At 71.5% G+C, this 26,062-nt stretch carries 12 protein-coding genes; 6 read left to right on the top strand and 6 right to left on the bottom strand.

The window, feature by feature from the left end:
* Nucleotides 1–119 precede the first annotated feature (119 nt).
* The 3 genes from ACFPA8_RS00180 (at nt 120) to ACFPA8_RS00170 (ending at nt 6,754) form a co-directional block, all read left to right on the top strand.
* Complete coding sequence (locus ACFPA8_RS00180; RefSeq protein ID WP_386440395.1) at nt 120–5,252, top strand: amino acid adenylation domain-containing protein; 5,133 nt, start codon at nt 120–122, stop codon at nt 5,250–5,252.
* Between the two features lie 70 nt (nt 5,253–5,322).
* Entirely contained in the window at nt 5,323–5,607 is a 285-nt protein-coding gene (locus ACFPA8_RS00175) for a phosphopantetheine-binding protein (RefSeq protein ID WP_386440393.1), read from the top strand.
* Nucleotides 5,608–5,815: 208 nt separating this feature from the next.
* Entirely contained in the window at nt 5,816–6,754 is a 939-nt protein-coding gene (locus tag ACFPA8_RS00170) for an ArsR/SmtB family transcription factor (RefSeq protein ID WP_386440390.1), read from the top strand.
* 19 nt (nt 6,755–6,773) lie between these two features.
* Here ACFPA8_RS00170 and ACFPA8_RS00165 read toward each other — a convergent pair whose 3' ends face one another.
* The 5 genes from ACFPA8_RS00165 to ACFPA8_RS00145 form a co-directional block, all read right to left on the bottom strand.
* Nucleotides 6,774–7,319 (bottom strand): flavin reductase family protein, encoded by a 546-nt coding sequence (locus ACFPA8_RS00165; protein ID WP_386440387.1) that lies wholly within the window; start codon nt 7,317–7,319, stop codon nt 6,774–6,776.
* Nucleotides 7,316–8,866: a tryptophan halogenase family protein gene (locus ACFPA8_RS00160; protein WP_386440385.1), complete on the bottom strand. Its 1,551-nt coding sequence runs from the start codon at nt 8,864–8,866 to the stop codon at nt 7,316–7,318. The genes ACFPA8_RS00165 and ACFPA8_RS00160 overlap by 4 nt, the downstream gene beginning before the upstream one ends.
* Nucleotides 8,867–9,289: 423 nt before the next feature.
* Nucleotides 9,290–14,671, bottom strand: a complete 5,382-nt coding sequence (locus ACFPA8_RS00155; RefSeq protein ID WP_386440382.1) for a type I polyketide synthase — start codon at nt 14,669–14,671, stop codon at nt 9,290–9,292.
* A 20-nt stretch (nt 14,672–14,691) separates the two neighbouring features.
* On the bottom strand, nt 14,692–15,681 hold the full coding sequence (locus ACFPA8_RS00150) for a ketoacyl-ACP synthase III family protein (protein WP_386440379.1): 990 nt from the start codon (nt 15,679–15,681) through the stop codon (nt 14,692–14,694).
* A gap of 175 nt (nt 15,682–15,856) precedes the next feature.
* Nucleotides 15,857–21,733, bottom strand: coding sequence for an amino acid adenylation domain-containing protein (locus tag ACFPA8_RS00145; protein WP_386440376.1), 5,877 nt, complete (start codon nt 21,731–21,733; stop codon nt 15,857–15,859).
* 216 nt (nt 21,734–21,949) lie between these two features.
* Between ACFPA8_RS00145 and ACFPA8_RS00140 the strand changes: the two genes are divergently transcribed.
* Genes ACFPA8_RS00140 through sbnB form a run of 3 tightly spaced genes read left to right on the top strand, consistent with a single transcriptional unit; the run spans nt 21,950 to nt 25,370 of the window.
* Complete coding sequence (locus ACFPA8_RS00140) at nt 21,950–22,891, top strand: TauD/TfdA family dioxygenase (protein ID WP_386440373.1); 942 nt, start codon at nt 21,950–21,952, stop codon at nt 22,889–22,891.
* 56 nt (nt 22,892–22,947) lie between these two features.
* A complete protein-coding gene (locus tag ACFPA8_RS00135) occupies nt 22,948–24,294 on the top strand; it encodes a cation:proton antiporter (protein WP_386440371.1) in 1,347 nt (448 codons plus the stop codon).
* 44 nt (nt 24,295–24,338) lie between these two features.
* Nucleotides 24,339–25,370 (top strand): 2,3-diaminopropionate biosynthesis protein SbnB, encoded by a 1,032-nt coding sequence (gene sbnB, locus ACFPA8_RS00130; protein ID WP_386440368.1) that lies wholly within the window; start codon nt 24,339–24,341, stop codon nt 25,368–25,370.
* Nucleotides 25,371–25,394: 24 nt separating this feature from the next.
* Here sbnB and ACFPA8_RS00125 read toward each other — a convergent pair.
* Nucleotides 25,395–26,062, bottom strand: a 668-nt coding sequence (locus tag ACFPA8_RS00125; protein ID WP_386440365.1) for an AfsR/SARP family transcriptional regulator, incomplete at its 5' end; no start/stop codon positions are given.

Here is a 26,062-nt window from a genome sequence, read left to right as displayed (position 1 = left end):
TATAGCCGCAGTATCGGCCGGTTCAGAAGGATCTGCGAGTGCAGGGCCGCGGCGGGACGCCGGGGCCGTGTCCGCAGGACCGGGGCGCCCGGCGACTGCCGACCATTCGGAGAGAAGCCATGCATCACGTGTCACAGCCGTCCGCGCCGCAGGCGCCGGCGTCACAGCAGGCCGAGGCGACGCCGCTGCACGTGCTCATCGCACGCCGGGCCGCCGACTGCCCGGACGCCACGGCTGTCGTCGACGGCGAACGGAGCCTGACGTACGGCGAACTCGAGCGGGACGCGAACCAGTTGGCCCATCTGCTGATCAGCGAGGGAGCAGCTCCGGGAGCACCGGTCGGCGTGTGCCTCCACCGCGGCGTGCATCTCGTCGTCTCCCTGCTGGCGGTGTGGAAGGCCGGCGCCTCCTACGTTCCGCTCGATCCGGGCCACCCCGTCGCCCGTACGTCCGGCGTACTGACGGACACCGGCGTGACCCTGGCGGTGGCGGGAGCGGAGCAGGCGGAGCACCTCGCCGGGACCGGAGTACGCACGCTCTCCCCGGTCCTGGGCCCGGCGGCGCGGAGCGAAATGCCGCAGGACGCGCCCGACGTCGCGGTGTCCGGACTGCACCCGGCCTACGTGCTGCACACGTCCGGCTCGACCGGCAGGCCCAAGGGCGTCGTGGTGAGTCACGCCGGCCTCGCCAACCAGGTCGGCTGGCGGGTGCGTACGCACGGACTCGGCGTCGGCGACAGGGTCCTGCAGAAGACGCCGATGACGTTCGACGCCGCCGGCTGGGAGGTCTTCGCGCCGCTGGCAGGCGGCGGCACCGTGGTCATGGCGCCCGCCGGGGCCGAACGCGACCCGGCGCTGCTGGTGCGGTCGGTGGCCGAGCACCGCGTCACCGTGCTGCAAGTCGTGCCCTCCGTGCTGCGGATGCTGGTCGAGGAGCCGGGCTGGGAGCACTGCACCCGCCTCAGGCTGCTCTCCTCCGGCGGCGAACAGCTCCACGCGGAGCTGGCACAGCGGTTCCTCCGGTGCGTCGAGGACGCGGCGGGCGAGGTGGAGGTGTGGAACACCTACGGCCCCACCGAGTGCACCAACGAGGTCACGGGCCACCTCTTCGACTCGTTCCAGCGGTCGGGGCCGGTTCCCATAGGCACGCCGGTCGACGGCATGCGGATACTGGTCGCGCACCCGGACGGCTCCCGCGTGGAGCCCGGCATCGCGGGCGAGCTGTACCTCGGCGGCATCGGTCTCGCGCACGGCTACGCGGGCCGCCCCGGCCTGACCGCGGACCGCTTCGTGCCGGACCCGTGCGGCCCGCCCGGCGCGCGGCTGTACCGTACCGGCGACCTGGTGCGGGAGCGGGTCGACGGCAGCCTCGAACACCTCGGGCGCACCGACCGGCAGGTGAAGGTCGACGGGGTGCGGATCGAGCCCGCCGAGGTGGAGGACGCCCTCGCGGCGTACCCCGGCATCCGGGAGTCGGCCGTCACGCCGTTCACGACGGACGACGGCAGCACCCGTCTCGCGGCCTACGTGCGGTGCCACGACGCGGCGGCGGAGCCCACCGCGGAGGAGCTGCGGCACTTCCTCTCCGCACGGCTTCCCGACAGCCATCTGCCCGCCGTCTGCGTGCACATGGAGGACTTCCCCAGGACGGCGAGCGGCAAGCTGGACCGGCTCTCCCTGCCGGCGCCCGACGTGCGGGGCGACCCGGGCGCGGCACCCGGCACGGACGCCGAGGAGCTGGTCGCCGGGGTGTGGCGCGAAATCTTCCGCACGGAAGCCGTCGGTGTGCACGACGACTTCTTCCGGCTCGGCGGCTCCTCCCTCCAACTGACGCGGCTCGCCAACCGGTTGCGTGACGCGACAGGCAGGGAGATCGAGCTGCCGCGGCTTCTCCGCGCGACCACGGTGGCCGCACAGGCCCGGCTGATCACCGGGGACTCCGGCGGCACCGCACACCGGGAGCGAGCCGGGGGAGCCGAGGCCGTACGCCCCGTTCCCCGTACCGGCGCCCTGCCGCTGTCCCTCGGTCAGCGGCGGCTGTGGCTGCTGGAGAGGATCAATTCGCGCAGCCGCGAATGGGTCACCGGGCTGTTCCTGCGCGTACCCCGTGCCGACAGTCCCGACCTCGTGCGCCGGACTCTCGACGAGCTGGTGCGCCGTCATGAGGCGCTGCGGACCCGCTTCGTGGCCCCCGCGGACAGGAGCGGCGAGCCGGTACAGGTCATCGACCGGCCCGTCCCCATGGAACTGCGCACCTTCACCGCCGCGAGAAGCGAGGTGGCATCCCTCGTCGAGGAGGACGCCGCGCACGGGTTCGACCTCGAACGTGGTCCCGTGGTACGGGCGTTGCTCATCTCCCACCCCGGCGACGCCGGACGGGAACGCACCCTGGTCCTGCTGATGCACCACATCGTCGGCGACGGCTGGTCGGCGACGATTCTCAAGAACGAGTTCCACGAGGTCCTCACCGCGCTCCGCGCGGGCCGCCGCCCGCAACTGCCGGAGCTCGCGGTCCACTACGCCGACTACGCGGTCTGGCAGCACGAGCGGCTCACCCCGGAACTCGTGTCCAGGGAACTCGGCCACTGGAGGTCGGTGCTCGACGGTGCCGTGCCGCTCGCCCTGCGCACGGACAAGCGCAGGCCCCCGGCCAGGGACGCCCACGGCTCGGTCGTCACCTTCACCGTTCCCGGCCCGCTCGCGGACGCCGTCACCGAGCTGGGCAGACGCGGAGGCGCGACGCCCTTCATGGCGCTGCTCACCGCGTTCACCACGCTGCTCGCCAGGTACACCGCCCAGTGGGACGTGGTGATCGGCACCCCTGTCGCGGGCCGTGAGCGTCCCGAGATCGAGAACATCGTCGGCTTCTTCCTCAACACCCTCGTGCTGCGCTGCCAGTTGGACGGCTCGCTCGGCTTCGAGCAGGCCCTGGAGCGGGTCCGGGACGTCTGCAAGGAGGCGTTCGGACACCAGGAGCTGCCCTTCGAGGAGCTGGTCGCCGAACTCGCGCCCGAACGTGACCTCTCCCGGACCCCGCTGTACCAAGTGGCCTTCGACTATCACGACGAGGCGCTCACCGGCTCGGCCGCGGACGCCGGTGACATGGACGCCGTCACCGGCGTGTCGACCGTCGCGAAGACGGACCTCACGCTGTACATGCGCAAGCAGCCGGACGGCTCCGTCGTGGGGGCGCTGGAGTACGCGACCTCCCTGTTCGAACACTCCACGGTCGAGCGGATGGCGGCCTGTTTCCTGCGGCTGCTGGAGTCGGCGGTGGCCGGACCGCGTGGCCGCCTCGACACGCTGGAGCTCCTGCCCGACGCGGAACGCGCTGCGCTCACGCGGTCGAACCACAACCCGGCCGAACCGGTGACGGCGTCCGTGCCCGCCCTGTTCGAGCAGCGGGCGGCGGCCGTCCCGGACGCCACCGCCGTCACGACGGGCAGCACCTCGGGCAGCACGTCGACGACATACGCCCGGCTGGACCGGCGGGCCAACAAGCTGGCGCGCCGGCTGCGGAAGCTCGGGGTGGGTCCGGAGTCCGTCGTCGGCGTACTGCTCGAACGGGAGGAGGACCTGCCCACGGCGTTCCTCGCCGTCTGGAAGGCAGGCGGCGCCTACGTGCCGCTCGACCCCTCGTTCCCCGCCGGTCGCGCCGGCCAGGTGCTCGCCGACGCCGGGGCCGGGGTCGTCATCACCCGCTCCCCGTACACGGAGACTCTCGCCCCCGTCTTCCAGGGCACGTTCGTCACCACCGACACCGAAGCAGCCCTGACGGACGCGGAGTCCGGAGCGCCGCTGGAGATGCCGCCGCATCCGGACCGCCGGCAGGGTCTGGACCTGGACCTGCCGGCGTACGTGATCTACACCTCCGGCTCCACGGGACGTCCCAAGGGCGTGCAGGTCACCCACCGCGGACTGGCGAACCACATCCGGTGGGCCGTCGACGAGCTGGCCTCCCGCGGGACCGGCGGCGCCGCGGTCTTCTCCTCGGTCGCCTTCGACCTCGTCATGCCCAACCTCTGGGCCCCGCTGCTGGCAGGGCAGACCATGCGTCTGCTGCCGCAGGACCTGGATCTCGCGGAGCTGGGCACCGAGTTGTGGGCGGCAGCGCCGTATTCGTTCCTCAAACTGACGCCCGGGCACCTGGACATCATCGGCAGACAGCTCGAACCGGAGCAGAGGGCGGAGCTGGCCGGCGCCGTCGTGGTGGCGGGCGAGGCGCTGCCGGTGAGACTCGCCGACGAGTGGTCGCAGGCGATGGGGCCCGGACGGCTGATCAACGAGTACGGACCGACGGAGGCGTCGGTCGGCACCTGCACCTACCCGGTCACGGGTCCGGCAACGGGAGGTTCCGTGCCCATCGGGCGGCCGTTGCCGGGGATGACGATGCATGTGCTGGACGATCTGATGCGTCCCGTACCGGCAGGCGTCGTCGGGGAGTTGTACGTCGGCGGTACCGGAGTGGCCAGAGGCTACCGCTCCCGTCCCGAGCTGACGGCCGCCCGCTTCCTGCCCGATCCGTACGGCAGAGCCGGAGCCCGGCTGTACAGGACGGGCGACCTCGTACGGCTCCTGGCCGACGGCACCACCGACTTCGTCGGAAGGACCGACGGCCAGGTGAAGATCCGCGGCCACCGGGTGGAGACGGGCGAGATCGCGAGTGTGCTCGACGAGCATCCCGATGTGCGCGAGTCGGTGGTGGTCACCGTCGAGGACGCCGACGGCAGTTCGAGTCTCGCCGCGTACTGGGTCCCGGCCGCGGAGGGACGGGACGCGGCCGAGGTGAACAAGGCTCTCGCCGCCCACTGCGCAGGCCGGCTGCCCGACTACATGGTGCCGCGGACGATCACACCGATCGGTGCCGTCCCGCTGAACGCGAACGGCAAGCTGGACCGTAACGCCCTCCCCCGCGGGGAGGCCGGGGCGGAGGACGGCTTCGTCGAGCCGCGAGGCGTCGTCGAGGAACGCATCGCCGGACTCTTCGGTGAACTCCTCGGCGTACGGGCAGGCGCCCACAGCCATTTCTTCCGCAGCGGCGGCAATTCGATCCTGGCGATCCGTCTGATCGCCGAGATCCAGGCGGCGTTCGACATCGACTTCCCCACACGTGCCGTCTTCGAGGGAAGCACCGTGGCCGAACTGGCGGCAGTGGTGGAGGCGGAGGTACGCGCCGAGATCGAGGCGATGTCGGAATCGGAGCTGCGCAGCGAGGCGGACAAGACCGACGACGGACACTCGTCCGGACGATAGGCACACCGGAAATCATCCACCGGAAATCACTCACCGGAACTCACCGGGTCAGCGCAGAAAGCGAAGTGGGATGACCGAAGAAGAGTACGCGTCGTCGCTCGTGGCGTTCATCGGGGAGGAATTCCTCCAGGGCGACGCACAGGCCGAGTTGGACGACGCCACGCCCCTCATGGAATCAGGAATTCTGGACTCGCTGCGGATCGCACTGCTGCTGACCTTCATACGCGACGAGCTGGGTCTGAGCGTCTCACCGGGAAAGATCGACGCGGAACACTTCAGGGACGTCCGCACCATCGCGGCGATGCTCGCCGGACTCCCGGCGGAGGAGAACGCCGCCAGCGCGGACAGCCCGTGAGAGCCGTTCCCCTGTGAACACGCGGCGGCACGCCGGATTCCTCCCCGCTCCCCTCCCGACCCGGAGGGAGCCGGGGAGGAGTCCGTGGAAGAGACGGCCGGGACGGGGCCAGGGCCCTTCGAGTCCGCCCGGCGGCCGGCTCCTCCCGCGAGCGGTCCACGCGTGAGGCGAGTCCGCGGACCTTCACCACTCAGCGGGGGCGAGACCCATGCAGAGGATCCACTTCACGACGGCCGACCTGGCGCGTACCCGGTTGCAGACCACCCTCGGCCCCGTCGCCGAGGGAGTCTTCGCCCTCGGCGTGCTGGCCGGGTCGGGCAACGCGGACTACGCACGCTGGCGTGCGGAGGTGCGCGGCCGGCTGAGCCCGAACGCTTCGGCAGTGCTGCCGTCGGCCCGGCGGATGCGCGTCTGCTCGGCACCCGACGACCTGCTGTTCCTGCTGGAGCGCGCCCGGCCGGCACGCCGGCCGGGCCCCTTCACCTCCAGCGCGGACGCGTCCCGCATCGCCCTGGAGGTGTGGCGCAGCGGCGTCGATCCGTACTGGGCGCGCATCCAGGAGAAGCTGCAGAGCGAGTGCGAGGCGAGGGGCCGGATAGCGCTGGCCGGAGGTGTCGAGCAGCTGCTCGCCACGCTCCATCCGAAGATCGTGTGGAGAGCGCCGGTACTGGAGATCCACGACGGGCCCGACCGTGACATCCGGCTCGACGGGCGCGGTCTGCTGCTGTGCCCGTCGGTCTTCCTGCCGGGAAGGGTGGGCCGGGTCGTGGAGAACGAACGCAGAAGCGGCATGGCCGCGCTCGTCCTCGCCGCTCCCGCCGGCACCATGCGCGCCGCCGACCTGTGGGGCAGCCCCGCCAACAGCGCCCAGGCGCTGAGCGCGCTCGTCGGACAGACCCGGGCCGCGGCGCTGCGCGCGCTGACGACCGCGTGCACCACCGGCCAGCTCGCAGCGCGTCTCGGCATCTCCTCCGCCGGCGCCAGCCAGCACGCGGCGATACTCCGTCAGTCGGGACTGATCACCACGCGGAGGATGCGCAACACCGTGCTTCACGTGGTGACTCCCCTCGGCCTGGCGCTGCTGGGCGGACGGCTGCGTGAGACGAAACCCGCGGCGGATCTCGTGCGGAGATCCGCCGCGGGGTAGGCGGGGCGGCTGCCGGCGGTCAGGAGTTCCCGACGCTCCCGTCCGGCGTGCCGACGCGCGGCCAGCCGCGGAACTCCCGCAATCCGTAGAGCAGCGGGGCCATTTCGCCGTGGCGGCTGATGCGCCGGGCCGTCCCGTAGACCGCCGTGTGATCGCCCACCCGCTGGGTGAGCATCACCTCGCAGTCGGCGACGGTGTGGACGTCCTTGGTCAGATGCGGTCCGGCTGCGTGCGGCCCGGACTCCCAGGGCACCATCTCGAAGCGGCGCGGGTTGCCCGAGGCGAAGAGCTCCGCGGTCGCCCGTGCACCTGAGTGCAGCAGGTTCACCGCGAAGGTGCCGGAGGCCAGCACCGCGTCCAGCGTGGGACTGCCGGAGCGGAGGCAGACCAGCAGGACGGGCGGTTCCAGGGAGACGCTGCACACGGACGAGCAGGTCATCCCCCACTGCACAGCGCTCTTGTCGGTTGCGGTGACGACGGTGACGCCCGTGGGGAATCCGCTCATCATCGCGCGGAACTCCTCGGGCGGCGCCGCCACCGGAGTACGGACGGCGGACTCCGTCATCGCAACTGGGAGAAGTACTCGTAGGCCTTGGGCAGGGTCTTCGTGAGCTGCTCGGTCTTCTCCCGGATCGCCTCGAACTCCCTCTGCGCGAGGGTGGGATCGGAGAGGCCGAGGGCGGGGGAGGGCTTCAGGTCGATCCCGCCCATGCCGAGCAGCACACACATGTACGAGTACGGGGGAAGCCCGTGGTAGTACGGGTAGATCGTCTCCGAGTCGGGGAGCTGGGTCTTCCACTGCTCCATGCGCCGGGCGACACCGTCCGGGATCTTGCGCGTCTTCGTGTCACGCCAGTACTGGTTGTCGGCCCGCTTCGCGCTCCTGTAGTGCACGACCAGGAACTCCCGCACCCCGTCCATGACATGACCGACGGCGTCGTTGTAGCGGTCGCGCCGGCCCGGGTCCCAGTCCGGACCGGGGAAGTTCTTCGCCAGCTGCTCGATCGCGTGGTGGATGAAGAAGATCCCGGTCGACTCCAGCGGCTCGACGAACCCGCTGGAGAGGCCGATGGCGACGCAGTTGTTGACCCAGGAGTTCCGGCTGCGGCCGATGCGCATCCTGATGTGGTTCGCCTCGACGTCGGCGGCCGCCGGCCCGACGAACTCGCGCAGCGTGCGCTCCGCCTCCTCCGGCGAGAGGTAGTCCCGGGCGTAGACGTATCCGGTGCCGACGCGGCCCAGCAGCGGAATCGTCCAGATCCAGCCGGCGTCCTGGGCGGTGGCGGTGGTGCAGGGGCGTATGCCGCGCTTCTCCATGTCCATCGGAACCTGGAGGGCGATCGCGCTGTCGTTGGGAAGGGTGTCCTGGTAGGAGACGAACGGCTCCTCCAGGGCCTTGTTGATCAGCAGTCCGCGGAAACCGGTGCAGTCGACGAACAGGTCGCCGGTGAGGTCGCCGTGTTCGGCGGTCCGTACACCGGAGATCCAGCCCCGGTCGTCCAGGTCGACGTGCTCGACGTCGTCGACGACGTGCTTGACGCCGCGCTCCATCGAGTACTTCGCCAGGTACTTCGCCAGCAGTGCGGCCTCGAAGTGGTAGGCGTAGGGGAACTGGGTCTTGCCCTGGTGCTCCGACATGGTCAGGCCCTGCATCTCGTCCGCACCCTCGTCGAAGGGCTGGTCGATGAGGGTGCCGTCCATGCGCCGCGGGCTCAGCCCGGCGTCGATGACCGAGGGCATCACGAAGCAGTCCTTGTCGAACCTGTCCGTGGGGCCGTCCTTGAGCCACCAGTCGGTCAGCGGAAAGCCGTTGACCGAACGCATCTGCTCGAACGGGTGGTAGAAGTAGTGGCCCGGCTCGCGCCAGTTCTCGAAGCGCACCGCCAGTTTGTACGTGGCATTGCAGGCCGGCATCCAGTCCTTCTCCTTGAGCCCCAGGAACTCGAAGAAGTGACGGATGTCGCTGAACGTGGCCTCGCCGACTCCGACGGAGCCGACGTTTCCGGACTCCACCAGTGTGATGTCGATCCGGTCACCGAATGCGGCCTTGAAATACGAGGCGGTCATCCACCCCGCCGTTCCGCCGCCCACGATCACAACTCTGTTGAGCATACGTGTCCCCAATCCAGTAACTCTGCGAGGGCCAGACGAAAAACGACACTAGAAGTACGGGGGAACCCCCGGAAGGCTGTTAAGTGTCCGCCGAAAAACGCAGGTGGCCCCGACCTCGGTTTTTCCGGAAAGCAATCGGGTCCGATGCGGCGGTATTCGAGGACGGGCCGGGATTCGGAGCCCGGCGGGACGGCAGGGCCCGCCGGCCGTCCCGCCGTCGTGCCGTGAGCGGGCGGTGCCGCACCACTTCGCGGGCGGGGGAACCAGTCGCGCCTCCATGAGGTGAGCCGTCAACTTCCGGCGGGACGGGGTGAGTTGCGGACGTGCCGGTGCGGGGCCACGCGGACGGCCCGCGCACAGCAGGACGCCCTCCTTCCCCACGGGCGGGATGGAGGGCGTCCTGGCGACGGCCTGAGGCACTGCCTACGCGGGTGCGAGCTCACCGTCCTGCGGGCCGGAGGCGGGCGCCAGAAGCTCCGCCAGATGCCCGCTGATCGCCTGCACCGTCGGCTGGTGCCACAGCAGCGTGGCGGGAAGCCTGCGCCCGAACCGCTTCTCCAGGCGCCTGCGGATGACGATCGTCATCACGGAGTCCAGGCCCTGTTCCACCAGGGACCGGCGGACGTCGAGGGAGGCGACGGGCAGGCGCATCTCCCCGGCGATCTGTTCCGTGACTTCCCCGAGAAGACGTCTCCGGAGTTCTTCGGGCTCCAACTCCCCGTACGGGATGCCTTCTTCAGGTTCCCCGGCGGGCGCCGTCTCCTCCGTCGCGGTCTCGCGGAGCAGCGGCATGCGCTCCGTACCCGCCTCCAGCGGCACCGTCCTCAGTACGGGGAAGCAACCGGGGCCGCGGCGCGCCGCGTGATCCCAGGCGGCGAAGGCCTCGGACAGCGAGATGTCGGTGACGCCTCGTTCCCGCAGCTCCATGTCGACGACCTCGTTGACCGCCATGCCCTGTCCCCGCCACGACGTCCAGGCGAAGCTCGTGGTGTCCCCGGTGCGGCCCGAGGCGGCAGCGAGGGCGTTGCGGTGCAGCGCCAGTCCGTCCAGGAAGGCGTTGGCGGAGCCGTAGGCCGCCTGCCCCGGCAGCCCCAGGTGCTGGCCGCAGGAGGAGAAGAGAACGAAGAAGTCCAGGCTTCCCGGCGGGAACAACTCGTGCAGCACCCAGGCCCCTTCGGCCTTGGGACGCATGACGTACCGCAAGGACTCCTCATCCGTCTGCGGGACGAGCCGGTTGTCGAGTACACCCGCGGCGTGCACGATCCCCCGCAGCGGCGGCATTCCCAGCGCGTCGGGTGCGAGCAGCCGCCGGGCCTCCGCGGGGTCGGCGACGTCGAGAGCCACGGTGCGGACCGTGACCCCCAGAGCCTCCAGCGCCCGCACGCCGGCGATGTGACGGAGCACCTGCTCGTCGGTGACGGACTCCCACTCCGAACGTGGCGGCAGTCCCCTCCTGCCGGCGAGGACCAGGCGCCGGGCGCCCCGTCCGGCCAGCCACCGGGCGACCTCCAGGCCCAGTACGCCCAGACCGCCGGTGATCAGGTACGTGCCGTCGGCCCGGCAGGTCACCGCCTCGCCCGTGGCGTCCCGTTCCGTGGGGACCAGCCGTGCGGTCTCGACGGCGCCGTCGCGCAGGCTCAGGACGTCTTCCCGCGGTGCCGCCCGGAGGACGTCGAGGAGCGGGCCGGCCGCCCCGGCGGGGGCGTCCGCCGGGAGATCGACGATCCCGCCCCACAACTCGCCGTGTTCGCCCGCGACGACCCTGCCCAGGCCCCACAGGGGGGAGTGCGCGAGCGAGGCGGCCTCCCGGCCCTCCCGCACGCCGGCCGTCAGGAGCCACAGCCTGGGGAACGCCACCGAATCGCGCCCGGCCAGCTGCCGGGCGGCCCCCAGAAGCACCGACGCGGCTGCCGCGGCGGCCTCCGGCGGGGAGAGCTCTGCGGGGGAGGCGGGCGGCAGGACCAGCACATCGGTGGATTCGCCGAGTTCGGCGAGGGCGCTGAGCTCTGCGGCGTCCTCGACGGTACGGAGGTCCGCGCCGGCCGCCGAGAGCTGCGCGCGGAGAGCCTTCGCCAGTGCGCTGCCGGCGTCTCCGACGAGGACGACGTCCTCGGCGGTACGGGCCCGGGTGCCCTCCGACGGCGACTCCCATGGCCGCCACGCCACTTCGTGCACGAGGTCCTGGGGCGGTGCGGCGGCGACGGTGTTCTGGCCGATGCTCCCGTAGCGGACTCCGTCGAGGCTGAGGAGCACCTTCCCTTCGGCGTCGGCGACGAGGACGTCGACGGCGTCCTCGGACGGGTCGTGGACGACACGGATGTCGGCCACCGACAGAGGGTCTCCCTCCGCCCGTACCCCTGACAGAGCTGCCACCATCCGCAGCGTCGGGGGTCCCGGATACGCGGACGGCGCGATCGAGAGAGCCGCGTCGAGTACGGGAGCCCATGTCGCAGGCGCCCTCTCCGGCTGCTCTGCCCGCACCCGGGCGTGCAACACGCCCTCGCCGCACAGCAGTTCCTCGACGTTCCACTCGAAGCCCATGGTGGGGACGCCGACAGAGGCGAGGTGCTTGTGGATCTCCTCCGGGTCTGCCGGAGTCAGCGGGACGGGCGGCGCGGGCAGCCTGCGCGGTGCTGCCCGTCCGCCGTCGGAGGAGCCGGCGGCGGCGGTCGTGTGGAGCAGCCATGAGCTGCCCGCGCCGCCCGAGCTGCCCGCGCCGCCCGAGCCGTCGCCGTCCGCGGAGGTGCGGGAGGAGATCTGCAGCCCGGTCTCGTCGTGCACGACCTGGAGTTCACGGCGCTCGGAGACGGTCAGCGGCAGCCGCAGCGCCATGCCGGTGAGCGATCCACGTCGTCCGCCGTCCCCGAAGGCCGCCGCGAGGAAGGTGTTGATCAGCACGGCTGCCGGGACGATCTCCGTCCCGTTGATGGTGTGGCTCCCGGGGTACGGACGGTTGGCGTCCTCCAGCAGTGTGCGCCACAGCCGGAGGGAGCGTCCCGAGACGGAGACCTCCGGGCCCAGCAGCGCATGGGCGTCGACATCGTGCTGGAGGCCCTGGCCGGCCCCGGGGAAGTCCGTCTCGCGCCAGTGTGGCTGCCGCTGCCAGGCGACCTGCGGCAGGGCGACCAGTCGGCCGGTGGGCTGGAGCCGTTCCCAGTCCACCGCGACGCCGTGCGCGTGTGCCGCTCCGAGCGCGGCGAGGAAGGTCTCCGGCTCGGGCCGGTCCCGCCGCAGCGTCGAGCCGACGAACGCGTCCTCGACGCCCTCCTCCGAGAGCGTCTCGCCGAGCGAGTGGGCGACGACGGGGTGCGCGGAGATCTCCAGGAAGGCCCGGTAGCCGTCCTCGGCGGCGGCGCGGGTCGCCGAGGTCAGCCGTACCGTGTTGCGCAGGTTGGCGGCCCAGTAGGGGCCGTCGGCGGCGGGGGCGGTGCGGGGGTCCTCCGACGCCGTGGAGTACATGGGTATCCGCGGCTCACCGGGCGTCAGGTCCGCGGCGGCTGCCGCGAGTTCGGCCAGGAGAGGGTCCATCTGCGGGCTGTGGAAGGCCACGTCGGAGGCCACTCTGCGCAGCTGCACCCCTTCCAGCTGCCACTCCTCGACGATCGCGTCGACCGCGTCGGGGTCACCCGAGATCACCGTGGACGCCGGGGACGCCGAGATGGCGGCGACCACGTCGGTACGGCCCGCCAACCGCTGTGCGGTCTCCTCGAGCGAGAGGGCGGCCATGGCCATGGCGCCCCGGCCCTCGACCCGGCGCAGCAGCCGGGAGCGGCGGCAGATCAGCTTGGCGCCGTCGGTTCGGGAGAGCGCGCCGCAGGTGACGGCGGCGGCGATCTCGCCCACCGAGTGGCCGATCACGGCGTCCGGTTCGACGCCGTACGAGCGCCAGACCTCGGCGAGCCCGAGCTGCACGGCGAAGATCATCGTCTGGATGCGGTCGACGGTCTCGAAGTCGCCGTCGAGGAGGACCTGTCGCGGCGTGAAGCCGATCTCCTCCTGGAAGACGGGGCCCAGTTCGTCGATGACCTCGGCGAACGCCGGTTCCGCGGCGAGGAGTTCGCGTCCCATGCCGGCCCACTGCGAGCCGTGACCGGAGAAGACCCACACCAGGCCCTTGCCAGGATCGCCCGGCGGTGAGGCGACGACCGCCTCACGCGACTGCTCGCCGCCGGCGACGATCCGCAGCTTGGCGGCCAGGTCGTCGCGGCCGGCCGCGACGACCGCCGCGCGGTGGTCCAGGTGCGAACGGCGCAGCGCCAGGGTGTGCCCCAGTGAGTCCAGCGGGGCGGTACTGCCCTCGCCGGTCAGCCAGTCGGCGAGCCGGCCCGCGTAACTCGCCAGCGCGGCCGGGGACTTGGCGGAGACGGGGTACAGGGCGGGGGAGTTCTCCGACTTCTCCGGCCGGGGCTTCCGCTGCCGCGTTCCGTGCGCCGCCCGTGCCGGGCCGGCCTCTTCGGGCGCCTGCTCCAGGACGACGTGCGCGATGGTGCCGCCGTAGCCGAAGCCGGACACACCGGCGCGGCGCGGACGTCCCCGGTCCGGCCACGGAGTGCGCTCGGTGACGACGCGCAGCCCGTTGCCGTCCCAGTCGATGGCCGGGTTGCCCTCCGTGTAGTTGAGGCTCGGCGGAATCTCGCCGTGTGCGAGGGCGAGAGTGGCCTTCAGCAGACTGGCCACGCCCGCACCGGCCTCCAGATGGCCGACGTTGGGTTTCACGGAACCCAGCAGCGCGGGCCGCCCGTCCGGACGCCCCTTGCCGTAGACGGCGCCGAGCGCACCGGCTTCGAGCGGATCGCCGAGCCGGGTCCCGGTCCCGTGCGCCTCGATGTAGTCGACGGAGGACGCCGGTACGCCCGAGCGGCGAAGGGTCTCCTCCAGCAACTGCCGCTGGGCCTCGCCGCTGGGCGCCATGATGCCGTTGGTGCGGCCGTCCTGGCTGATGTGGCTTCCGCGGATGACGGCGAGGACGCGGTCACCGTCGCGCTGGGCGTCGGCGAGCCGCTTGAGCACCAGGACGGCGCCGCCCTCGCCGCGCCCGTACCCGTTGGCGGAGGCGTCGAAGGGCTTGCAGCGCCCGTCCGGCGCGGTCGCGCCCGCCGACTCCAGGGTGAGGGAGAGCCCGGGCGAGATGATCAGGTTGACGCCGCCGACGAGGGCGATCCCGCTCTCACCCGCCCGCAGGCTCTGGCACGCCATGTGCGTCGCGACGAGCGACGCGGAGCAGGCGGTGTCGACGGCGACGCTGGGGCCGTGCAGGTCCAGGGCGTACGAGATCCGGTTGGCCGCCGCGCACATGGCGCTGCCGATGCCGGTCCACGCCTCGATCTTGGGGAGGTCCTCCAGCAGCCGCCTGCCGTAGTCGTCCGAGCCGATGCCGACGAACACGCCGGTGTCCCCGCCCGCGAGGTCCTGCGGGGGAACACCGGCGTGTTCCAGCGCTTCCCACACCACCTCGAGGAGCAGCCGCTGCTGCGGGTCCATCAACTCCGCCTCGCGGGGCGTCAGTCCGAAGAAGGCGGCGTCGAAACCCTCGACGTCCCTGATGAACCCGCCGGGGATGTCGGCGCGGCGGACCACGGCCGCGTGTTCCGGGCCGAGGCCGCGGTAGCCCGCCCAGCGGTCCTGGGGCATCTCACCGATGCCGTCACGGCCCGAGAGCAGCAGGTCCCAGAAGGCGCCGGGGGAGTCCGCGTCGCCCGCGAGACGGCAGCCGGCGCCGATCACGGCCACCGGCTCCGGGGTGGACGTCGGTGGGGAGGCGTCAGCCGGCGCCGGGCTGTCGCTCTTGGCATCTGGGGTAGGCACGACTTGGTCTCCTTGCCTTGTCAACTGCACCACGGAGGGGTGTGCACGATCCGCACGACCGCGCAGGAGAGGGTGACGCCGGGGCCGACGCCCAGCATCAACAGGTGGCTGCCGGGGGGCAGTTCGCCCGCGGACAGCAGATGGTCCAGCGAGACGGTCTGGTCGCTGGCGCCGAGGTGGCCGACCGTCCGGCCGAACTCCCAGACCGACTTCTCCATGGGGAGGCCCAGCGCGGCCATGCAGCGCTGTTCGACGATCTCCCGGGAGTAGTTCATGTAGGCGACCCGCGTGACGTCGGACATCCCGATGCCCGCCTCGGACAGCGTCCGTTCGACGAGTTCCAGCGTCATGCCGTGGACCTTCACCAGCGCCCCCGTACCGGAGCCGTCCGCGAGGGCCGCTTCCTTGAACTCGGCGTTGCGGGCGCGGAAATCCAGCGCCCGGCCCACGGTCGGACCGGGCGGGAAGAGCGGTTCGGCGCCCCGGTGCATCTGCTCCGCCTCCGACACCGCGACGGACCCGACCGCCGCGAGCTGCGCGAACGACGGCTCGGTGGTGAGGAGGACCGCGCTGGCGGCGTCGCCGGCCACGTAACCGGGCCCCATGTTCCAGCGGTCCATCATCGGAGTGCCGAAGTTGTCGGAGGCGACGAGCAGCGCTGCCGGGGCCCGTTCGCCGTCCGCCGTCCCGGGTCGTCCGCGCAGATAGGCGGCGCCCAGTTCCAGCGCCCCGAACATGCCGTTGCAGCCCTGGCGGACCTCGACGGCCAGCGCCTCGTTGCCCACGAGGTGGCGTTGCAGGTAGTACTGCGGCTGCCAGCCGTCGGGTCCCTGGTGCCAGGAGTCGGCGTAGAGCAGCAGGTCGGTGTCGCCCGGCCGGTGGCCGCAGCGCTTGTACGCCTCCTGCGCCGCTCGGAGTGCCATCTCCGGCGCGGGGGTCCCACCGGCCACCGCGGCGCCGGCCAGCTCGTGGATTTCGGCCTCCAGGGCGGGGTAGCGGCCCTCGCTCACGGCCTCTTCCACGGGGACCGTGCGGGGCAGAAAGACTCCGAGCCCTTTGATGAATACGTCGGGCGTCCGCAAGGTCGCCTCGCCTCCTCGGTGCGATGAGTGGGTCGTGCGGGGGCCGGCGTCCAGGACCGGCTCTCGGGTGCGGGCCTTCAGGACCGGCTGTCGGGTGCGGCCTTCAAGACCGGCCGGCGACCGCGCCGAGCGTGCCGACCAGCCCGTCGAGCAGACGTCCCGCCTGCTTGCGGGAGAAGACGTCGGGCCGGTAGCCGATCCGCAGGGTGAGCGCCCGGCCGGGCACGGCGGCCAGCCGGAGCGGGTAGTGCGTCCCGTCCTCGACGTCGAAGCCGGCCAGCCGCAGTCCGCCCCGCGCGGCCGGTTCGGCGGGCTCCATGGCGTAGTTGACGACCGTCACAGCCGTGTCGAAGAGAGCGCCGCCGCTGTAGGCGAGGCCCGGCCGGCCGCGCGGGCCCGCCGCCTGCCGCTGGATCTCGCCGAGCGGGAGGTGATGGTGCGGCACGAGCGACAACTGCTCCTCCTGGAGCCGCGCGAGCATCGCCGTGAGCGGTTCACCGGCGCGGAGCCGCAGCCGGACGGGGACCGTGTTGGTGAGCAGACCGACGATGTTCTCCACGCCGGGCAGCCGGGGCGGCCGTCCCGAGACGGAGGCCCCGAAGACCACGTCCTCGCTTCCCGTCATCCGGGAGAGCATCAGCCCCCACGCGCCCTGCACCGCGGTGCCGAGGGTGATGCCGTGTGCCAGGACGCTCTCGCTGAGGGCTCCGGTGAACTCGGCGTCCAGCTCGCGCGTCACGTGGTGCTGCTGCTCCTGCGCCGGGGGGAGCCCGCAGTCCGCGACGTACGTGGGTCCGGGCAGGTCCTCCAGGGCGGCGGCCCAGGCCTGCTGCGACGCCGTCCTGTCCTGGCCCGAGAGCCAGACGAGGTAGTCGCGGTGCGGTGTCACCCCGGGGAGTGCGGAGGCGTCGCCCCGGCGGGCGTAGAGGGTGAACAGTTCCGGCACGAGGATCGAGGTCGACCAGCCGTCCCACAGGATGTGGTGTGCCGTCAGCAGCAGCCTGTGCCGGTCCGGCCCGGCCTTCAGCAGCAGGAAGCGCAGCAGCGGCGGAGCCGCCATCCCGAACCTGCGGCTGCGCTCGTCCGCCGCGAGGCGCAGCATCTCCGCCTCGCGGTCGCTCTCCGGGAGGTGTGCGAGATTGCGTTCCTCCCAGGGCAGTCCGACGTGGTCGGCGTCGCAGACGATCTGGAAGGGGGGCCCGGTGTCCGGCTGCCGGAACGCCGCGCGCAGGCCCGCGTGCCGCCGCAGCAGTGCGGCTGCCGCGTCCTTCAACGCCGCGGCGTCCAGGGGGCCCTCCAGGTCGAACCGCAGCTGCGCGGCGTACGCGTCGACGCCGTGCTCGGAGAGCAGGTTGTGGAAGAGCAGGCCCTCCTGGAGCGGGGTCAGCGGAAGCACGTCCGACATGCCCGGGTGCGTGTCGGCCAGCAGGTCCAGCTCGGCCTGTTCCAGCGGCACGAGAGGCACGTCGGAGGGGGTGAGCCCGCCGGCGCGGGGCGAAGTGCCGTGCGAGGTGAGGCCGTCGAGGGCGGTACGCCAGAGGACGAGGAGACGCTCCATGTCCCGGTCGGTGTACCGGTCCCCGTCCCAGACCGCCGTGACGTCCAGTTCGAGCCCGGCGCCCGCGTCGTATCCGACGGTGGTGAAGGTGGGCACACGGGGGGCGGGCGCGGCCGGGCCCCCGTCGAAGCAGAAGCCGCCCGGACCGCCGGCCGGCAGCCACTCCCCGTCCCGGACCGCACCCTTCGTGCCCGCCCCGGGCAGCAGATCACGGTGGTGCAGGGCCAGTTGGGGTTCGACGGGCGCGTGCCCCTCCAGCTCGTCGACGGGCGGCCGCACGCCGTCGGGTGAGCAGGGCACGGCCGGGGAGGGCACGGCTGCGCGCAGCTGTTCCTTGGCCGCCTTGAGCGCCGGTGCGAGGGTGTCCGCGCCGCTGCACACGTCGCCCCAGGTCACTCGCACCGCAGGGTCGAGCCGTGCGGTCGCCGTCTCCGTGAGGTGCCCCACGGTCCGCTCGAGACCGGTGTACGGGGGCGCTCCGTCCCGTCCACTGCGCTGGAGCTCCATCCGCACACCGTCGTCCGCGCCGACGCCGGACGCCGGTCCGTCCGAACACTGCGCGTACGCCAACGCCAGCCCGGTCGCCAGCACTTCGCCGGCCGTGGCCCGGTAGAGACGGGGAAGGGCGGTGAGCACCTCCAGTGCGGGGAGAGTCATGCGCATGCTCCGGCGGGGCCCGGTCTCCGCGCCCGGCGGCGCCGGGGCGCCCGCACCCCCGGGCCCGGCGCTGCCGGACGCCGCACCGGAGAGGCGTCGCGCCCAGGTCCGCAGCGGGGTGACGACCGGATCGAGCCGGACCGCTCTGCCCGCCGCCACGTCCGTCCACGCCGAAGCCAGATCCGCCAGAAGGATGCGCCACGACTCGGCGTCCACCACGAGTCGGTGGGCCACGAGCAGCAGACGGGCTGCGTGGCCGTTCCCGGGTCCGAGGAAGACCGCCTGCACCATCAGGCCCTCTGCGGGGGACAACCGGGCCTGTGCGGCGGCCAGTTCGGTCCGCAGGTCGCCCGGGTCCGCCGCGCGGGTCACGAGGGAGCCGGCGCCGAAGGTTCCGGCGGGCAGGGTCCGCGCCTCCCAGCCGCCTCCGTCCGTGACACGCATCTGCATCCGCAGCGCGTCGTGGTGGTCCACCAGCGCCCGCACGATCTGCGCTGCTTCGGCGTAGCCCACGGCGGGCGGCAGCCGGAGGAGCAGCGATTCGGCGCCGGCGTCCTCCGGTCTCCGCAGCCCTCGCGCCGGCCCGGAGATCGCCGGGGTGACGGGCACCGGGCCGATCCCGGCATCCACGCCCTCCGGTGCCGGGCCGGGCTCCGCCTCCCGCTGCACGAGCGGCGCGAGCTCCTCGACGGACGGGTGACGGAACAGCTGGGCGATCTCGAACCGCAGTCCCGACCGGTGTGCCCTGGCGATGAGCTGGAGAGCGGTGATGCTGTCGCCGCCCCGGTCGAAGAAGGAGTCCTCGACGGTGCACACGTCCACCCCGAGCACTTCGGCGAACAGCCCGCACAACGTCTCTTCCAGCGCGTTCGCGGGCAGGCGGCCCACGGCGGCCGAGAAGTCCGGTGCGGGCAGAGCCTCGTGGTCGACCTTGTCGTTGGGGGTCACCGGCAGCGAGTCCATGACGACCACGGCCGCGGGCACCATGTGGTCGGGGAGGGACCGTGCGGCGAACTGCCGCAGTTCGTCGGGGTCGGGAGCCGTCGCTCCGGGCGCGGGCTGCACGTAGCTGACCAGCTGTTTGCGGCCCGGTACGTCCTCCCGCACGACCGTGACGGCCGTCGAGACCGAGCTGTGCCGTGCCAGCACGGCCTCCACCTCGCCGGGCTCCACACGGAAGCCGCGGATCTTGACCTGGCTGTCGGCCCGGCCTGTGTACTCGAGCTGCCCGTCGGGCAGCCACCTCACGAGGTCGCCCGTGCGGTACATGCGCGCACCGGGCGGCCCGTACGGGCAGGGCAGAAAGCGCTCCGCGGTCAGCTCCGGGCGGCGCAGGTAGCCGCGGGCCAGACCGGCCCCCGCGATGTACAACTCGCCGAGCTCGCCGGGGAGTACGGGGGTCATCGCTCCGTCGAGCACGTAGACCTGCGTGTTGGCGACCGGACCGCCGATCGACGGGGTGCCGGAGGCCCCGAGCGCGCTCACCGTGCTGGTGACGGTCGCCTCGGTCACCCCGTACTCGTTGAACATCCGCCGCCGTGCTGCCCAGCGCCTCACCACGTCCGGCGCAGGGGACTCTCCACCGGTGATGAGTTCGCTCAGCTCCGGCAGTTCCTCCGGCGCCATCCTGCTCAGGAAGACCGGGGGGATCGCGGCCTTGGTGACCCGCTCCGTGCGCAGCAGCTCCAGCAGCACTTCGCTCGTCACATGCTGTGCCGTCGGAGCCAGTACGAGACGTCCGCCCGCGGCGAGCGTCGGCCAGATGTCGCCCATCGCCACGTCGAAGCTGGGCGAGACCAGTTGCAGCACACGGCTCCCGCTGTGCAGCCCGTAACGGCGGATGTGGTTGTCGACCAGGTTGCGCAGCCCGCGGTGGGTGACGGCGACGCCCTTCGGCGAGCCCGTGGAGCCCGACGTGTAGATGACGTAGGCCGGGTGGTCCGGGGCCGCACACGCTGCCGTCACGTCCGGTGGCCGGTCCTGATCCGCGACGTCCGCGGCCAGGGCGTCCTCCAGCAGGAGGCGGGGCGTGCCCTCCGGCAGTCCGGCCTCGGCGTCCGCGGAGGTGATGAGCAGCGCGGGGGAGGAGTCGCTGATCGTGTAGGCGATCCGCTCGGCGGGATAGGTGGTGTCGACGGGCACGAACGCCGCACCCGCCCTGAGCGTGCCGAGCATGGCGACGACCAGCCCCGGCGAGCGGGGCAGCGCGAGGGCCACCAGGTCCTCGGGGCCGACGCCCCGGGCCGTCAGCTGCCGGGCGAGCCGGTCGGAGCGGACGTCCAGTTCCCGGTACGTCATGGTGGCGGAGCCGTGGACGAGCGCGACGGCCCCGGGGGCCTCGGCGGCTCGCCCGGCGATGAGCACGGGCACCGTCTCGTCGGTGAGCGGCACCTCCGTGTCGTTGAGCTCCACCAGGAGCCGCCGACGCTCGGCCGGTCCGAGCACGTCCAGGGACGAGACCGGGGTGTCGGGCTGCGCGGCGACGCCCGAGAGGAACGCGAGGAGGCGTTCCCGGTGCCCGGAGAGGCTCTCCAGGTCGTGCAGCTCGGGATTGCCCTCCAGCAGCAGGGACATCGACCCGCCGGCGGGATCGGGGCGGACGGTGATGAACAGGTCGAGGGTCGGGCCGAAGGCGAGGTTGTGGCTGGTGGCGGTTGTCCCGCCGAACCGCAGCGGAGCTCCGAACGGCATGAGGTTGACGATCGGGCCGAGCAGGGAGCCCACACCGCCGTCGGGGGCGAGTTCACGCTGGAGGTCCTCCAGACGGAACCGCTCGTGCTTGAGGGTGCGGGCGGCCTCACGGGTGAACTCCGGTACGAGCCGCGACAGTGTGGCTCCCGGCGGTACGTCCAGACGCATGGGGACGCTGTTCGTCACCATGCCCAGGACGCGGCGGGCCGCCACGCTGCGCCGTCCCGTGACGGGAACCCCGATCGTCACGTCGCGCCGTCCGGTCACCCGGTGGATGTAGGCACCGATGATCGTCATCAGCAGGATCTGCCACGTGGTGCCCGTCGCGGACGCCGTCTTCTCCAGCAGTTCCAGATCGTCCTGCGGGAGGGGTGTGGTCAGCCGCAGCCGCAGCATGTCCTCGGGCAGGGCGTTCCCCTCACCCCTGCGGCCGGGCATCCGCAGAGGTTCGGGCCGGTCGCCGAACCGGCTGAGCCAGTATTCGCGGTCGGCAGCGAAATCCCCGGAGACGCGGTACGCGGCTTCTTCGTCGAGAAGCGTCTTCAACGAACCGTCCACCGGGGGCACTTCGCTCTTCCCGGCGGCGAGCGCGGAATAGATTTCCGCCAGACGCCGTCCCAGAAGGTGAAAGCCGAATCCGTCTATGACGACGTGATGCATGCGGTAGTAGAAGAAGAATCTCTCCGCCGAGAGCCTGAGCAGCGCGAAGGTGGATACCGGTCCGGCAGCGAGATCGACGGGGCGTCGCACGTCGTCGCGCATCCAGCGTTCCGCCGCCGCCTCGGGCGCCGCGTCCGCCGAGAAGTCCACCAGGGCGAGGCGGCCGGCGTCCGCCGGTCCCACCACCTGCCACAACCCGGCGTCGTCCTGCACCACTTCCCGTATGCGCAGTGCCTCGGCCTCGGCCCGCAGCAGCGTCCACGCGTCGCCGAGGAGCTCCGGGTCGAGCGGGCCGTCGAAGGACAGGTACTCGGCGCAGTTGTACTTCTGGCCGGTCGTATCCAGTTGATGTGCGAACCACACCCCCTGCTGGCCGGCGGACAAAGGCAGCCGAACAGCTTCCCTGTCGACCATTCTCGACTCCATCAGCTCGGGGGCACGGGAATGACCACGATGGAGAGGCGGGCTATAGACGGCCTATACGGCATCCGGCCGGTACGCGGCGTGCGCGGAACCCCCGAGGGGCCCCGGAGGAACCCCGGAATGAGGCGATAGGCGGGATAGCGAAGAAATATAGGAACGGCCTCCAGGGTTCGAAACCGACCACGTTCCGCGGAATGGAGAAGCCGGATGGACGATCGCAGCCACTGGGCGCCGCTTGTCATCACCCCGGAGAGCACCGGGGCCGCAGCGACTCCGGACGGTCTGGTCGGCCACCTGAGGGGGCTGGACGGACTCGGCGCGCTCCTCACCCGCGAGAAGGCTCTCGTCTTCCGCGGCTTCCGGGTCACGCCGGCCGAGCTGGAGGAGGTGATGGACCTGCTGCTTCCCAGCCGGCTCGCCTACGTCCACGGCAACTCGCCGCGCACGAAGGTGGGGCAGAACGTCTACACCTCGACCGAGTACCCGCCCGAGTTCACCATCTCGATGCACAACGAGATGAGCTACGCGCACAGTTGGCCGGCCAGGCTGCTCTTCTTCTGCGACCGGGCGCCGGCGACGGGCGGGGCGACACCCGTCGTCGACGGTGTGCGCTGGCTGGAGGCGCTCGACCCGGAAGTCAGGGAGCGGTTCGCCGGCGGCGTGCGGTACCGGCAGAACCTGCACGGCGGCACGGGCTTCGGCAAGAGCTGGCAGGACACCTTCGAGACCGGCTCCCGGGAGGACGTCGAGGCGTTCCTCGACGGCACCGGCGCCGAGTACGAGTGGAAGAAGGACGGCGGACTGCGCGTCAGCCAGGAACGCCCCTCCACGGCCCGGCACCCCGTCACCGGCACGGAAGTCTGGTTCAACCAGGCCGATCAGTGGCACGTCGCGGGTCTCGGTGACGAGACGGCGGCGGCACTGCACCGGATCATGCCGGAGCAGGACCTGCCGCAGTCGGTCAGCTTCGCCGACGGCTCTCCCATCCCGGCGGACCACATCACGCAGGTGCGCGACCGGGGCCTGGAATGCGCGGTGGACGTCGACTGGCAGACCGGGGACCTGCTGCTCGTCGACAACATGCTCGTGGGCCACGGCCGCCGGCCGTTCACAGGACCCCGCCGCGTCCTGGTGGCCATGAGCGACTGAGGCACCCCACAGCTCCACGACGGCTTTTGGACCTTGTACCGATCCGGGGAGGATCCGTGGTGACAGCGCAGGGGCCCGTACCGCCCATGGACGGGCACGCGCTGCCCTTGTTCCTGCTCCAGATCGGGCTGTTGCTGCTGGTGGCGACACTCCTGGGCCGGCTCGCGGTCCGGCTCTCGCTGCCGCCCATCGTGGGCGAGCTGCTCACCGGTGTCGTGCTCGGCCCGTCCGTGCTCGCTCCGGTGCTGCCCGCCGTGCACGCGCGGCTGTTCCCCGCCGCGCCCGAGCAGTTCCATCTGCTGGACGCCTTCGGCCAGTTCGGCGTCGTCCTGCTGGTCGGGGTGACCGGGCTGCAGATCGACGCCCGGATGGCACGGCGCAGGAAGGCCACGGTCGCGCGGGTGAGCCTGCCCGGCTTCTTCGTCCCGCTCCTCCTGGGGGTCGGCGCGGGGATGCTGGTGCCCGGTTCGCTCCTCGTGGAGGGCGTCGAGCGTACGGTCTTCGCGGTGTTCCTCGGCATCGCGATGTGCATGACCGCCATCACGGTGCTCGCCAAGACGCTCATGGACATGGGGCTGATGCACCGCAACGTGGGCCAGCTCATCCTCGTCTCGGGCGCGGTGGACGACGTGCTGGGCTGGGTCGCACTCTCCGCGGTCGCCACCATGGTCACGTCGGGGCTCCAGTGGGCCGCGCTCGCCGGGACCGTCGTCCTCGTCCTGGTCTTCGTCGCCGGTGCCGCGCTGATCGGAAGTCCGCTCGTACGCAAGGTCATGACGGGCACGGTCGAGCGGGCCGATCCCGGGGTGACGCTCGGGACGGCCGTCGTGATCGTCCTCGTCTTCAGCGTGACGGCCCACATGCTGGGCATGGAGGCCGTGTTCGGCGCTCTGATCGCAGGCATCCTCATCCGCACGTCCGGGAAGGACGTGCTCACGCGGCTGGCTCCGCTGCGTACGTTCGTCGTCGCCGTGCTCGCGCCGGTCTTCTTCGCCGCCGCCGGGCTGCGGATGGACCTGACAGCGCTGGCCGACCCCGAAGTGCTGCTGACGGCGCTGGTCCTGCTGCTGGTCGCGACCGTGGGCAAGTTCGCCGGCGCCTTCGTCGGCGCGTGGACCAGCGGCCTCGGCCGGTGGGAAGCGGTCGCACTGGGCGCCGGCATGAACGCCCGCGGCGTCGTCGAGGTGGTTCTGGCGCTGGTCGGCCTGCGTCTGGGCGTGCTCAGCACCGAGATGTACACGGTGATCGTGCTGATCGCGGTCGCCACCTCACTCATGTGCCCGCCCCTTCTGCGCCGGGCGGTGCGGCGGATCGAGGTGACGTCGGAGGAGCAGCTCCGGCATGCGGAATTCGAAGCCACCTGGAACAGCACGAACGAACTCAGCCCTGCGGAAAAGGCGTAGAGGCTGCCGGGCCACCGAGAGAAAGGCAGTCAGTGAGCGTGCACGTGAACCCTTCTGCATCCCCGTCCTTCAGCGTCGTCCCGGGCGCACAGATCCTCGAGGCCGTCAGTGGAAAGGAGGAGAAAGTCACCCGTATCGTCGAATACGCCTACCGGTTGCACGGTGAAGGCCGGACGGTGAATCCGGACTCCTACTTCCTCGCGTTCCCCGACCGCCCCTCCTCGCGGATCATCGCGCTGCCCGCATCGGTTCAGGGCGAGGTCGACGTGCACGGGATGAAGTGGATTTCCAGTTTTCCCGAGAACGTCGCCGAAGGAATCCCGCGTGCCTCCGCGGTGCTGATTCTCAACGATGTACGCACGGGCTATCCGTTCGCCTGCATGGAGAGTTCCGTCATCAGCGCGGCACGCACCGCTGCCTCAGCTGCTCTCGCCGCGGTGGAACTGAGCAAACGGAGAGGCTCCCGTCCGGCACGTGTGGGCTTCGTCGGCACCGGGCTCATCGCGCGCTACATCCACACCTATCTCGCCGCGAACGGTTTCGCCTTCGACGAGCTGGGGATCCACGACCTCTCCGCGGAGCACGCCGCGGGCTTCCGCGGCTGTCTCGAACGGACGGCGGACGGCCGTGTCACGGTGCACAGCACGGCCGAAAGCCTGATCAAGTCCTCCGACCTGATCGTCTTCGCCACCGTGGCGGGAGCGCCGCACGTCTCCGACCCCGCGTGGTTCGCCCACAATCCGCTGGTGCTGCACGTCTCCCTGCGCGATCTTTCACCGGAGATCGTGCTCGCCTCCCACAACATCACGGACGACGTCGAGCACTGCATGAAGGCGAACACCTCGCTCCACCTGACCGAACAGCGCGTCGGGAACAGGGATTTCGTCGCCGGGACGCTCTTCGACGTGCTGACCGGGCAGGCCGACTGCCCACCCGGCCTGCCCGCGATCTTCTCTCCGTTCGGCCTGGGAGTGCTCGACCTGGCGGTGGCGAAGTACATCTACGACCAGATCGACGGCGAGGGTGCGCTGCAGACCGTCCCGGATTTCTTCAGCGAGATGAAGCGCTACGGGTGAACCGCCGTCCGGGAGCGAGCCCCGTCACGGATGAGCCGCCGACCCCACGAGCGGCGTGGAGTGACGGGGAAGCAGATCGCCGAGCAGGACGTGATCCTGTGCCACGTCGAAGGTCGCGGGGTTGAAGGCGTCGACGCTGCCGTCGAGTATCGCCTGGTAGGTGTGGCGGAGCGCCGCGCCGGGGTCCACACCGAGTTCCTCGCCGAGCTGCTGCCGGCCCTGGTGGAAGACGGCGAAGGCGTCCGCCTGCCGGTCGCTCGCGTAGAGGGCCACCATCAACTGGGCCCGCAGACGCTCCCGCAGAGGGTGCGCGCGGACGAGTCCGACCAGCTCCGAGATGATCTGCACGTGCTTGCCGAGCGCGAGATCCGCCGAGATGCGGCTCTCCAGCGTCTCCATGTACGCCTCCTCGATGCTGGGTCGCTCGGACTCCTCCAGATGCTCCGTCACATCCGTGAGAGTGGGACCCCGCCACAGGTCGAGAGCGGTCCGCAGCGAGACCGCCGCCTGCTCGTACCGCATCTCCCGTAATTCGGTGTGGCCCGCACGGGAAAGGGCGTAGAACTCGCCGTAGTCGAATCGCCCGGAGACGATCCGCAGCATGTAACCGGAACCCTTGCGGATGATCTCCGCATGGTTCTCCAGATGCTGCCGCAGCCGCGACGCGTAGGTGTAGATCTGGGCCTGGTAGG

Source organism: Streptomyces ovatisporus, assembly GCF_042653885.1.
Lineage (GTDB): Bacteria > Actinomycetota > Actinomycetes > Streptomycetales > Streptomycetaceae > Streptomyces > Streptomyces ovatisporus.
This window is presented reverse-complemented; position numbering and strand designations above follow the sequence as displayed.

Bases quoted from the DNA above. Each gene is read 5' to 3' on its own strand.
- ACFPA8_RS00180 (WP_386440395.1), top strand. From the start codon at position 120: ATGCATCACGTGTCACAGCCGTCCGCGCCGCAGGCGCCGGCGTCACAG.
- ACFPA8_RS00175 (WP_386440393.1), top strand. From the start codon at position 5,323: ATGACCGAAGAAGAGTACGCGTCGTCGCTCGTGGCGTTCATCGGGGAG.
- ACFPA8_RS00170 (WP_386440390.1), top strand. From the start codon at position 5,816: ATGCAGAGGATCCACTTCACGACGGCCGACCTGGCGCGTACCCGGTTG.
- ACFPA8_RS00165 (WP_386440387.1), bottom strand. From the start codon at position 7,319: ATGACGGAGTCCGCCGTCCGTACTCCGGTGGCGGCGCCGCCCGAGGAG.
- ACFPA8_RS00160 (WP_386440385.1), bottom strand. From the start codon at position 8,866: ATGCTCAACAGAGTTGTGATCGTGGGCGGCGGAACGGCGGGGTGGATG.
- ACFPA8_RS00145 (WP_386440376.1), bottom strand. From the start codon at position 21,733: ATGGTCGACAGGGAAGCTGTTCGGCTGCCTTTGTCCGCCGGCCAGCAG.
- ACFPA8_RS00140 (WP_386440373.1), top strand. From the start codon at position 21,950: ATGGACGATCGCAGCCACTGGGCGCCGCTTGTCATCACCCCGGAGAGC.